The following is a 12177-nucleotide window of genomic DNA, read 5'->3' on the forward strand; positions in this document are numbered from 1 at the left end:
AAGTTATTTCGCAACCTGCTCGAAGTCGTGGAAGAAGCTCTCGACGTGCGCAGCGTCGAGCGCCTGCAGCGTCGGAGGGTTCCAGCGTGGGGATTTATCCTTATCGATGATCAGGGCGCGCACGCCTTCGATCAGGTCGCCGCGCTCGAACCACTGGCGATCCAGGTGCAGCTCCAGTTCAAAGCACTGTTCCAGCGGCAAGCGCCGCCCACGACGCAGCATCTTCAAGGTGACCGCCATGGCCAGGGGCGAGCGGGTCTGCATCAGGTGCACCGTGTTCAGCGCCCACTCATGGCTGTTGGCGACGGTGACCTCCTGCAACTGTTCGACAATGCTTGGAACATCGGGCAGGGCGAAGAAATGGTCGATGGCCGGGCGCAAGGCCGCCAGCGGTGCATCCGGCAGGTGTTGTACCGCCAGCTTGGCCAGCAGACCTTGCAGGTCTTTGAGAGGCGTGTCATGCCATTGCAGGCGGTCGAGTTTCTGGTCCAGTTCGGCCAGTTTGGCGCTGTCCAGGTACCAATCCGCCAACCTGCAGTACAGCGCATCGGCCGCGCGGATCTGCACCCCGGTGACGCCAAGGTAAATCCCCAGCTCCCCGGGAATACGCGGCAGGAAATAGCTGCCACCCACGTCCGGGAAATAACCGATGGCCACTTCCGGCATGGCCAGGCGGCTGCGTTCGGTGACTACACGCAAGTCCGCGCCTTGCACCAGGCCCATGCCGCCGCCCAGGACAAAGCCGTCCATCAGCGCCAGTACCGGCTTGCGGTAATGGTGAATGGCCAGATCGAGTGCGTATTCTTCGACGAAAAAATCCTGGTGCAGGGTGTCGCCGCTGTTAAAGCTGTCGTAGAGGGAGCGGATATCGCCGCCGGCACAGAAGGCTTTGTCGCCAGCGCCGCGCAAAACCACGGCATGGATCGCCGGATCATCGGCCCAGGCCTGCAACTGCGCGGTCAGGCAACGCACCATATTAAGAGTCAGGGCGTTCAGGCCGGCGGGGCGGTTGAGGGTAAGGTGGCCGATATGATTACGGACCTCGGCCAGCACCTCGTCCTGAGGCGTCTCGGCACGGTTTGCTTCGGATGAAACCTGAGCAGTCATCTCTAACTCCCTGCTTTTATTGTTCTTTATCAAGAGGCCCGCGAACGGACCATCTCGCGATCGTACCAGTGCAAATTTGCCCCGTACAACCTTGAATCATGCAGGTCGTTTTTGCATTTATGCAGCAGGCAGTCAGGGCACGCGGCTGGCCAGGACTTCGCCGATGCTGCGGCGGCGCGCATGGGTTTCGGCGGCGTGGATCAACTGCTCAAGCTCCATGGGCGCCACGTCGTAGAACTGTTCCATCTCGGCCAGTGCCAGTTTCAGGTCGGCGGCGGTGACGGCGGGGTCCCGTGCGGCGTGGGGATTATTCAACATGACGGCGGGCGATTCGACGGCGCCTTTGGGGTACCGGGTGCGGGTGGCGTTGTTGTAAGCCAGCGCGCAAGCGAGCAGGGCGCCAGCGCCCATCAATACGGCGCCCAGCTCGGACCAGCCCAGGGCAGCAGACGCCGGGTCCGCCAGCACCAGGGTCATGGCCAGGCCACCGGCCGGCGGATGCAGGCAGCGCAGCCAGCACATCAGCACCACGGTCATTCCCGCCGCCAGGCATGCGCTGCCCAGGGTGCGCCCCAGCACCCGCGCCACCAGCAGTGCCACGATGCCAGCGCACAGGTAGCTGCCGACGATCGACCAGGGTTGCGCCAACGCACCGGACGACACCGCGAACAGCAACACCGCCGAGGCGCCCAACGGCCCGAGCAAGTGCAGCGCAACCTCCATGCCGAAGACTTGGCCGCACAGCCAGACACTGAACAGCGTGCCCAGCGCCATGCCGATGGCGGCGCGGCTCCATTCGGAAGGACGGGTATTGATAGCGGCAGGTAACCAGCGAGCGAGCATTGAACGGTTCCATAAAAACGGCGGGCAAAAAAAAGACTCGTCTGGTTGCCCGGAAAAGTCCTTGAACGTTCCTGCGATTGGGGGAGGAACCGGCGCAGTGTGCCGTGCAGCAAGATTCGGCGCCAATGCATATTAATGAGGGTTGAGTACAAAAAAAGTGGATTGAAGGGCATCAGCCAAAGGGAATGGAACAGATCACACTGGGTAATGGCGTGTTGATTTTGCCCAGCACGCGGTCATCGGCCTCCTCGTTGAATAAACGTCTGCGCAGGTTCTCTTGCAAGGCTGGCTCGCTGCCCAGTGGACCTTTGAGCGCGACCAGCGCATCACGCAGCTCCATCAAGCGATCCAAGGGCGGCATGGGCAGGTAGCCCACATGCACATTGTCACGAACATCGTCTGGCACGGCATTCTCCTCTCATGAAGTACCACGGTGGTGGCTGCGGCCCACAGCGTCCTTGTCGTTATCCTTGGCCTGTGGCGGTAAATGACTACCGCCACTGGCGATCGAGTTTACCGTTGGGTTTCAAGGGCATGAAAGTGAAATGACACCAGCCGTTACGTATAGCTGCGTAGGAGTTTTTACTCCGGGAGCATCGCCGCCGAGGCTTATTTCGGCGGCGATTTAGCCAGATACAGCAGCACATAAGGGTTGCGGTCGAATTCACCGGTGAGGGTCGGGGTGATGGAACGCCAGCGCGGCTCCTGCAACCCTTCATAATCCGCCTGGCTCATCACCAGCCAGGCAGGCCCTTGCAGCGGTGCCAGCTCCGAAGGCAATTGGGTAAACAGCGGCACCTGATCGCAATCGAGGTTGACCATGTACTTGATCGCCTTGGCGTCTTTGCCCAGGCCATGCAGCACCACCGGCGCGCGCGCTTGCATGACCTGTTCATGGACCTGCAGGGTGAAGGTGCGGGTGTCATATACACGGCGTTCCAACGGCTCGACCACCAGGATATAGGTGGCCCACACCGCGAGTACGGCGGCCATTGCCGGGCCGACGGGGCGCAGGCGCGCCTTGAACAGGCTCAATAGCGCCAGCGCCTGCAACGCTCCCAGCAACGCGAATATCGGCGCCAAATGGTTCAGTTGCTCAGGGTAACGTGGGCGCATCACCACCAACCCGACGATCAGCAGTGCGGGCAACGCGGTCCATATCGCCAGCATCAAGCCCCGCAACCAGGCGAACACGCGGCCTTGAATCGCGCTGAAAGGGTAGGCGGCGATGATGGCCGCCATGGGCAACATCGGCAGCAGGTAGCGCGCCTTTTTTGCTTGGGGAATCGACAGCCCCAGCATCACCAGCAACGCGGCGGCGGCACAATAGCCGACCAGCTTCAGGGCCGGCTCAGGCGTCTGTGGCCGGGCCACGCCGATGCCCAGCAACACCAACAGCGCCAGCGGGTAGGCCAGGGCGTAATTGCCCAGGGAACTGGTGAAGTAATACAGCACGCCACTGGAGCCTTCGCTGCCATCCATGCGCCCCAGGAACTGCATGCGGATCACGTCGTGCATGAAGTTCTCGCCACCACTGAGCTTGGCCAGCAGCAACAGCAGCCCCACGCAGGCCCCCAGCAACGCCAGGGCCAGCAGCCCGAAACTGAACAGCTGACGCCACTGGCGGTTGATCAGGTAGTAGCTGCACAGCACACCGGTAGGCACCACCAGGCCGATTGGCCCGCGCACGGCAAACCCCACGATCAATAACAGGTACAGCCAATGCAGGCGCTTGCCCGCGCCGAAATGATCGTGGGCATAACCCAGGTAAAACACTGCCAATGTGACGGCGGCGAGCATCTGATCCAGGGACACCGCGCGGGTTTCACTGATAAAGGTGCTGCTCAACAGCAACAGCGTAATGCTGAGCAGGCCCCAGCGCTGGGAGTAGGGCGCGGTCAGGCGATACACCAGCGTCACGATCAAGGCCGAGGCAATCGCTGTGGGCAGCCACGCGGTAAAACTGCTCACATGCCCCAGCGGCACCGACAGCAGCCAGGTGAGCAGCGTCGAAGTGGCCAGGTAATCGGCATAGGGCTGGCCGTAGGTGGTCGGGAAAAAGCTCGGCCCGTGGCGCAGCATTTCCTGGGCAAACACCACAAACCGCGAATCGAAGCCGATGATTGCCTGGTTCCAGTTCCCGGCAATGAACAGCAGCAACGCCAGCAGGCCCAAACCGAGGGACTGCCGACGAAGCGTGGGTGTGAGCAGCAGTGGTTGGGCTTTGTTCACGTCTCAGGCTTCCGCGACCTTCGCCAGCTCAAGCGCTGGCAGCCATTGCTGCTGGGGAATCGGCAGTTGGCAGGAGTCGCCGCGCCCAATCGGAAAGTACTGGAAGCCTTTGCGCGCCAGACGCTCGCCGTCGTAGAGGTTACGGCCATCGAAGATCACCGGGGTTTTCAAGCGCTGGTGGATCAGGTCGAAGTCCGGCGCCTTGAATTGCTGCCATTCGGTGCAGACGATCAGCGCATCGGCGCCTACAAGGGTTGATTCCGGCGTACCCATCAGCATCAGGCGGCTTTCATCGGCGTAAATGCGCTGGGTTTCCTGCATCGCTTCCGGGTCGAAGGCGCGCACCTGGGCGCCGGCGGCCCATAAGGCCTCCATCAGCACGCGGCTGGGGGCGTCGCGCATGTCATCGGTGTTGGGCTTGAACGCCAGGCCCCACAAGGCGAAAGTCTTGCCGCGCAGCTCGCCTTTGAAGAACGCATTGATGCGCTCGTACAGCTTGCTCTTCTGACGCTGGTTGATCGCCTCGACGGCTTCCAGCAGATCGCTGGAGCAGTTGGCTTGCTTGGCACTGTGGATCAGCGCGCGCATGTCCTTGGGGAAGCACGAGCCACCGTAGCCACAGCCGGGGTAAATGAAGTGGTAGCCGATGCGCGAGTCGGCGCCGATACCCAGGCGCACGGCCTCGATGTCGGCGCCCAGGTGCTCGGCCAGCTCGGCGATCTGGTTGATAAAACTGATCTTGGTGGCCAGCATGCAGTTGGCGGCGTATTTGGTCAGCTCGGCGCTGCGCAGGTCCATAAATATGATGCGGTCGTGGTTGCGGTTGAACGGCGCGTACAGCTCGCGCATCACCTCGCGCACTTCTTCACGCTCGCAGCCGATGATGATCCGGTCCGGGCGGCGGCAGTCGGTCACCGCCGAGCCTTCCTTGAGGAATTCAGGGTTGGAGACGATATCGAATTCCAGACTGCGCCCGGCCAGGTGCAAGGCTTTCTCGATATGCGCGCGCAGGGTGTCGCCAGTGCCTACGGGCACGGTGGATTTTTCCACCAGGATCACCGGCTCGATTCGATGGCGTGCCACCGCGTCACCCACCGACAGCACGTACTTGAGGTCGGCCGATCCGTCTTCATCCGACGGCGTGCCCACCGCGATAAACAGCACTTCACCGTGTTCGACGGCGAGTTTCTCGTCGTAGGTGAAATGCAGCCGTCCGCTTTCGAGGTTCTCCTTGACCATCGCGGCCAGCCCCGGCTCGAAGATGCTCACATGGCCTTGCTGCAGCTGCTTGACCTTGTTTTGATCGACGTCCATGCAGATCACATCATGACCGACTTCGGCCAACACAGTGGCCTGCACCAGGCCGACGTAACCACTACCAAATACGCTGATTTTCATGGGGCATTCCTGGGACTTGTAGAGCAAGTGCGACGAGAGTTGATAACCAGCACACCCAGGATGACAAATGCCACCCCGAGGGTTTTCGAAAGCGAAAAATGTTCGTTGAACACCGGCAGGCCGGCCGCCAGCAGATACACCAGCGCGTAGCTGATGCTCAGCAGCGAATAGGCCCGCCCCAGCGGCAGGTGCTTGAGGGCCACCAACCAGCAAAGCATCGACAGGGCATAGGCACAGATCGCCAGAAACACCACCCCGAGGGCTGCGAGATCGATCTGCGCATTGAGCCATTCATGGGGCAGCGGTAAACGCGTCATGCTCCAACGCATGCCCAACTGGGCCACGCTGACCAGACCGACGCTGCCCAAGGCCAGGGCAAATCCGCGCGCCCGGCTCATACCTGACGCCCCAGCAACACTACGCCGGCGATCACCAGCGCGACGCCCAGCCAGTGGCGGGTATCAATGGGCTCCTTGAACACAAAGCGCGCCACCAGGGTGACCAACACAAAATTCAGGCTGAGCATCGGGTAAGCGATGCCCACCTCAAGACGTTGCAGCACCAGCAGCCATACCAGCAGCCCGAAGCCCAGGCACAGCAGTGCGGACCACAACCACGGCGAACGCAGCTTCAGTGCCCAACCGTGCGGCTGGTCACGCCAGCCTTCCACGGCGAATTTCTGCGAGACCTGGCCCATGCAGGTCAGTAAGCAAGCGGCCAATAGCAGCAACAGGGTGATCATGACGAGACCTGCGGGAAGATCAGAATCACCAGATTGCCTTGCTCATAGCGCTTGCCGTCCTGAGGCAGCAGGTTCACTTCGGCGACTTCGTCGTCACCCTTGACCCGCATTACCACGCCGACCGCGCCGCGTTTGCGCGCGTCGTTCATCCATTGCTGGACCTGGGCCATGTCGACCTTGTGATGGGCTGCATCAGCAAAGGCCAGGCCGTATTTGACTTCACCGACGGTGTTATAGAGGGTCACGTCCGCACGCTTGACCCGCCAGGCCAAGGCCGACGCGGCGCCCAGGTCATTGCTCAGCAGGGCGCCGGTCTGTTTCAGTTCCGGTAGGTGATCGATGATGAACTGATCCGGGGTTTTGTTATAAACCACCGAGTGGGGCAAGGCCGCCGGGGCCAGGGCTACCAGCAACCAGCTGCCGATGGCCGGCGCCGCCCAAAGGCGCAGCGGGCGTGCCGCTTGCAGCAGGTTGGTGAAGATCCAACCAATTAGCAGTACGAAGACCAGTACCAGGCTCAGGGTCTCGGTACCGTGCTCATACACCGGCTTTTTCAGTTGGAACCAACTTAATGCCAGCAACGCCACGATGCCCAATACCAGATTCAGCCAGCCGTTGATGCGCAGCGCACGGCCACGGCCCTGGGCCATTTTATCGGCCAGCGCATGGCCCATCAGCAGCGCCAGCGGCAACAGGCACGGCATGATGTAGGACGGCAACTTGCCTTTGGCCAGGCTGAAAAACGCCAAGGGCATCAGCAGCCACAGCAACAGGAAACCGATAGAAGCCGTGCGTTTCTCCTGCCAGGCCTGTTTGACGGTGGCGGGCAACAGCGCCACCCACGGCAGGCTGAAGCCGACCAGCAAGGGCAGGTAGTACCAGAACGGCTCGGCGTGCTGGGCATCTTCGCCGGCGAAGCGCTGGATATGCTCGTGCCAGAAGAAGAAGTGCCAGAAGTCCGGTTCTTGCAGATGTACGGCCAGCGCCCACGGCAAGCTGACGGCCACCGCCACCAGCACCGCCACTAGGCCGTAACCGAGCAGCTCGCGTAAGCGCTTCTGCCACAGCGCGTAGGGCAGGGCGATCAATACCGGCAGCAGCCAGGCGAGAAAGCCCTTGGTCATAAAGCCCATGCCGCAGGCAAAGCCCAAGAGTGCCCACGCGCCCAGGCGCCCGTTGCGGGTACGGCTGTCGAAGCAAAACCACAAAGCTACGCCGGTCAGGTTGACCCAAAAGGTGAACTGCGGGTCGAGATTGGCGTAGCCGCCCAGGGCCGCCACGCTGACAAAACTCATATACAGCAAGGTGCTGACCAGGCTTTTGCGCGGGTCATTCCACAGGCGGCGCGATACCAGATACACCAGCAGGATGCTCAGGCCGGTACTCAAGGCAGACGCGAAACGCACGCCAAACAGGTTCTGCCCGAACATCGCCTGGCCGAGTGCGATCATCCAATAGCCGGCGGCCGGTTTTTCGAAGTAGCGGATGCCCATGAAGTGCGGCGCGGCCCATTTACCGGTCAGCAGCATTTCCTGGCTGATCTGCGCATAGCGGGTCTCGTCGGGAATCCACAGGCCATGGGTGGCCAGCGGCGCCAGGTAACACAACACGAATGCCAATAGGAGCAGGGGCAGCGCCCACCGGCGCATCATGCCTGCTGCACTCCCAGCCACCCCTCGCGGCCGCTCAACGCGCCACGCACCAACTGTTGCTGGGGCAGGCGGGTCAGATCGGTGGGCAACAAGTCGCCCAGGGGTGTGAAGTCAATGCCGCGCTGCTTTGCCTGGGCAAGCAGCTGGCGAAAATCATTAGCCATCAGAATCCCTTCTACTTCTGCATGGATCGTGTAGACATTGAGCTTCGACGCTGCGAAGCGATCAAGGATGTAGCGATTGAAGTCGTTGGCGGCCACCACCGGCCCGACCACTTCGTCGAAGGTCGGCAGGTCCACCGGAATTTGTGGCGTGCCCGCGCTGCCATCGGCCAGTGTCGGCCGAAACAGGCTGGTACCCCGGCAATCGCTGTTGTAGCGAAAGTTGAAGCCCTGCTTGGCTTGCACCACGCGCTCATCGGCGCGCCAGCCGGCGGCCGCGGAACAATCGATGGGCTCGCCAAGGATGTCGTTCAAGGTGTCCACGCCGCGCCGAATCTGCTCGACCAACTGCGCCTCGCTCCAGCGCCCGGTATTGGCTTGCCAGCCATGGTGGTCCCAGGCGTGCAGGCCGACTTCATGCCCGGCGGCCTTGGCTTGGCGCATCAAATGCCCCAGGTCGCGGCCAATGGGCTTGCCTGGCCAGGCGGTGCCGGCCAGCAGAATGTCCCAGCCGTACAGGCCGGCGGCGTTGGAGCGCAGCATCTTCCACAAGAATTGCGGGCGGATCAGGCGCCACAGGTGGCGCCCCATGTTGTCCGGGCCGACGCTGAAGAAGAACGTCGCTTTTACCCCAGCTTCATCCAGGGTTTCGAGCAACCGTGGCACGCCTTCGCGGGTGCCACGGTAGGTGTCGACGTCGATGCGAAGACCTGCCTGCATCAGCGCTTGTCCGCCTGTTCGAGCATGGCTTCACGCAGGAAGAAGTCCAGGGTATTGCCGATGGTTTCGCTCATCTCCACGGTCGGTGCCCAGTTCAACAGGCGCTTGGCGTTTTCGATGCTCGGTTTGCGGTGCGCCACGTCCTGGTAACCGTTGCCGTAGAACGCCTTGCTTTCGACATCGCGGAAACCGGCGAATGGCGGGAAGTTGCCACGCAGCGGGTGGGCCTCGAACTGGCGCAGCAGCTCTTCACCCAACTGGCGGATGCTGGCTTCGTTTTCCGGGTTGCCGATATTGATGATCTGGCCGTTGCACGCGTCATTATCGTTATCGATGATGCGCGCCAGGGCTTCGATGCCGTCGGCGATGTCGGTGAAGCAGCGTTTCTGCTCGCCGCCGTCGAACAGGCGGATCGGCGTGCCTTCCACCAGGTTCAGGATCAACTGAGTGATTGCCCGGGAGCTGCCGATACGCGCCGAATCCAAGCGGTCCAGACGTGGGCCCATCCAGTTGAAGGGGCGGAACAGGGTGAACTTCAGGCCCTTGTCGCCGTAGGCCCAGATCACGCGGTCCAGCAGCTGCTTGGATACCGAGTAGATCCAGCGTTGCTTGTTGACCGGGCCGACCACCAGGTTGGAGGTGTCTTCGTCGAAGTACTGGTCCTGGCACATGCCATAGACTTCCGAGGTCGACGGGAAGATCACGCGCTTGTTGTACTTGACGCAGTAGCGCACCAGCTTGAGGTTTTCTTCGAAGTCCAGCTCGAACACGCGCAGCGGGTTGCGGGTGTATTCGATTGGCGTGGCGATGGCCACCAGCGGCAGGACCACGTCGCACTTCTTGATGTGGTACTCGATCCACTCGGTGTGGATGCTGATATCGCCTTCCACATAATGGAAGTTGGGGTGGCTGCGCAGGCGCTCAATGGCGTCGGAGCCGATGTCCAGGCCGTAGACTTCGTAACGGTCGTCACGCAGCAAGCGCTCGGACAGGTGGTTACCGATAAAGCCGTTCACCCCCAGGATCAGCACGCGGGTGCGGCGTGGCTTACGGCCGGATTCGGCGCCGCGCAGCACGGAGCCGTCCACCAGGCCCAGTTCGTCGGCCAGGGACGGACCGGCCTGGTATAGACCGTTGTCGTTGCGCTGACCGAACGTGATCACCAGGGAGTCTTCACCGCAGGCGATGCGCAGCGGGTTGACGCTGATCACGCGGCCCGGCGCAAGGCCATCGTTGCCCTTGACCACTTCGGCCTGCCACACGATGAGCTTGTGCTCACCCACGGCGCAGAAGGCGCCAGGGTAGGGTTGAGTGACCGCGCGCACCAGGTTGAACAGTTCTTCAGCCGGTTTTTTCCACTCCAGTTTGCCGTCGGCGGCCGTGCGGCGCCCGAAGTAGGTGGCCTGGCTGTCGTCCTGAGCGGTCTCCGTGAGCTTGCCCGCAACCAGTTGCGGCAGGGCGTCACGCAGAAGACTGGTGGCCGCGTCACGCAGTTTGGCGTGCAGGGTCAGGCCGGTGTCGCTGCGTTCGATGGTGACTTTTTGCTGAGCCAGGATCGCGCCGGCATCGGCACGTTTGACCATGCGGTGCAGGGTCACGCCGGTTTCGGTTTCGCCGTTGACCAGCACCCAGTTGGCCGGCGCGCGACCGCGGTATTTGGGCAGCAACGAACCGTGCAGGTTGAACGCGCCTTTGCTGGCAGTCCCTAGCAGGGCTTCACTCAACAGGTTGCGGTAGTAGAACGAGAAGAGGTAGTCGGGCTTGAGTTTGGCGATGCGCTCGACCCACAGCGGGTGGTTGGCGTCTTCCGGCGCGTGCACGGGAATGCCGTTGCGCGCGCACAACTGGGCCACGGAGCCGTAGAAATTGTTTTCCTTGGGATCATCGGCATGGGTGAACACGGCAGCGATGTCGTAACCGGCATTGAGCAGCGCTTCGATGCCTGCACATCCAATATCGTGGTACGCAAATACAACGGCTTTTGAACTCATGACTGAACCTGATCGGGAGAAGTAGAAGTATGGGAGGACGCCAGGCCGTCGACGACGACCACAGGCGCCGGTGCCGCCGGTTGGTTGCGCAGCACTTTTTCAATGAAGAAACGCGGGCGGGCGCGCACATCGCTGTACATGCGGCCCAGGTATTCACCCAACAGGCCCATGCCGATGAACTGGCCCCCGGTGAACACGAACAGCACCGCGAACAGCACGAACATGCCGTCGCCGGCCCACTGCGCGCCGAAGGCCAAGCGCAGGATGATCAGCGCAAAGGCAAACAGCATGCCCAGCGCCGCCAGGCTGAAGCCGACGATGGACAGCAGGCGCAATGGGGTGGTGGTCATGCAGGTCAGCAGATCGAACATCAGGCTGATCAGGCGCATGGCGCTGTATTTGGATTCGCCGTGTTCACGCTCGGCGTGGTGTACCAGAATCTCGGTAGTGTGGCGGGCAAAACCGTTAGCCAGGATCGGAATGAAGGTACTGCGCTCGCGGCAGGCGAGCATGGCGTCGACGATGGTGCGGCGGTAAGCGCGCAGCATGCAGCCGTAGTCGGTCATGGCCACCCCGGTGGAGCGCTGTACCGCGAGGTTGATCAGGCGCGATGGCCAGCGGCGGAAGGCGGAGTCCTGACGGTTATTGCGCACGGTGGCGACCACGTCGTAGCCCAGGGCGGCTTGCTCCACCAAGCGCGGGATTTCTTCCGGCGGGTTTTGCAGGTCGGCGTCCAGGGTGATCACTACCTCGCCCCGGCACTGCTCGAACCCGGCCATGATCGCCGCATGCTGCCCGTAGTTACGGTTGAGGATCACCGCGACCACGTTGCTGCCATCCTCTGCGGCGGCGTCTTCGAGCAATTGAGCGGAATTGTCGCGGCTACCGTCATCCACCAGGATGATTTCGTATTCGTAGGCCAACTGCTTGCAGGCTGCCGTGGTACGACGCAACAACTCAGGCAGGCTGTCTTGTTCGTTGTAGACCGGGATAACGATCGACACGCAATGAATAGGGTAGGGTTTCAAAGATTCATGACCTCGGGGGTTAGCGCAGCTTGGAGCGTTAAAGCAGCAGCAAAACAAAGGCGATTGCGCACTAATGCACAGCTAAAGATGAAACATAATCAACAGGTTAGCTGGTAAAGCGCGGATTGCTATGAAGTACTGGGTTTAAGATTAAGCGCAAAAATGTGGAACGAATATGAAAGCCGGATGAAAAACTCGTTTATTTGACAGGTAGACAGCCAGGGTTCAGCTAAGCCACCCATGGGCGTCCGGGTTCTATTGAGCGGTTGAATAGGAGCGATTTTAAAAGGCTTTGGTTCCACC

General features: G+C 61.6%; 11 protein-coding genes. All 11 read right to left on the reverse strand.

Annotation, left to right across the window (positions count from 1 at the left end; all coding sequences use genetic code 11):
* Positions 1–3 precede the first annotated feature (3 nt).
* Complete coding sequence (locus ABX75_RS14770; RefSeq protein WP_034113742.1) at positions 4–1107, reverse strand: enoyl-CoA hydratase/isomerase family protein; 1104 nt, start codon at positions 1105–1107, stop codon at positions 4–6.
* A 132-nt stretch (positions 1108–1239) separates the two neighbouring features.
* Entirely contained in the window at positions 1240–1950 is a 711-nt protein-coding gene (locus tag ABX75_RS14775; RefSeq protein ID WP_034113740.1) for an HPP family protein, read from the reverse strand.
* Between the two features lie 172 nt (positions 1951–2122).
* A complete protein-coding gene (locus tag ABX75_RS14780) occupies positions 2123–2356 on the reverse strand; it encodes a type VI secretion system contractile sheath small subunit (RefSeq protein WP_034113738.1) in 234 nt (77 codons plus the stop codon).
* Positions 2357–2559: 203 nt separating this feature from the next.
* Positions 2560–4182 carry a glycosyltransferase family 39 protein gene (locus ABX75_RS14785; RefSeq protein ID WP_034113737.1) on the reverse strand — a complete coding sequence of 541 codons (1623 nt, stop codon included), beginning with the start codon at positions 4180–4182 and terminating at the stop codon, positions 2560–2562.
* A 3-nt stretch (positions 4183–4185) separates the two neighbouring features.
* Positions 4186–5580 (reverse strand): UDP-glucose/GDP-mannose dehydrogenase family protein, encoded by a 1395-nt coding sequence (locus ABX75_RS14790; RefSeq protein WP_034097916.1) that lies wholly within the window; start codon positions 5578–5580, stop codon positions 4186–4188.
* Complete coding sequence (gene arnF / locus ABX75_RS14795; RefSeq protein WP_034097914.1) at positions 5577–5978, reverse strand: 4-amino-4-deoxy-L-arabinose-phosphoundecaprenol flippase subunit ArnF; 402 nt, start codon at positions 5976–5978, stop codon at positions 5577–5579. Before arnF ends, ABX75_RS14790 begins: the two co-directional genes overlap by 4 nt.
* Complete coding sequence (gene arnE, locus ABX75_RS14800) at positions 5975–6322, reverse strand: 4-amino-4-deoxy-L-arabinose-phosphoundecaprenol flippase subunit ArnE (protein ID WP_034097913.1); 348 nt, start codon at positions 6320–6322, stop codon at positions 5975–5977. Before arnE ends, arnF begins: the two co-directional genes overlap by 4 nt.
* Positions 6319–7974 (reverse strand): lipid IV(A) 4-amino-4-deoxy-L-arabinosyltransferase, encoded by a 1656-nt coding sequence (arnT, locus tag ABX75_RS14805; RefSeq protein WP_034097910.1) that lies wholly within the window; start codon positions 7972–7974, stop codon positions 6319–6321. Before arnT ends, arnE begins: the two co-directional genes overlap by 4 nt.
* Positions 7971–8855 (reverse strand): 4-deoxy-4-formamido-L-arabinose-phosphoundecaprenol deformylase, encoded by an 885-nt coding sequence (gene arnD, locus ABX75_RS14810; RefSeq protein WP_034113736.1) that lies wholly within the window; start codon positions 8853–8855, stop codon positions 7971–7973. The genes arnT and arnD overlap by 4 nt, the downstream gene beginning before the upstream one ends.
* Positions 8855–10846, reverse strand: a complete 1992-nt coding sequence (arnA, locus tag ABX75_RS14815; RefSeq protein ID WP_034113735.1) for a bifunctional UDP-4-amino-4-deoxy-L-arabinose formyltransferase/UDP-glucuronic acid oxidase ArnA — start codon at positions 10844–10846, stop codon at positions 8855–8857. The genes arnD and arnA overlap by 1 nt, the downstream gene beginning before the upstream one ends.
* Positions 10843–11874 carry an undecaprenyl-phosphate 4-deoxy-4-formamido-L-arabinose transferase gene (gene arnC, locus ABX75_RS14820; RefSeq protein WP_034097905.1) on the reverse strand — a complete coding sequence of 344 codons (1032 nt, stop codon included), beginning with the start codon at positions 11872–11874 and terminating at the stop codon, positions 10843–10845. The genes arnA and arnC overlap by 4 nt, the downstream gene beginning before the upstream one ends.
* Between the last annotated feature and the right edge of the window lie 303 nt (positions 11875–12177).

The sequence above is a fragment of the Pseudomonas sp. ARP3 genome (genome assembly GCF_001029595.1).
GTDB classification, from domain to species: Bacteria; Pseudomonadota; Gammaproteobacteria; order Pseudomonadales; family Pseudomonadaceae; genus Aquipseudomonas; species Aquipseudomonas rhodesiae.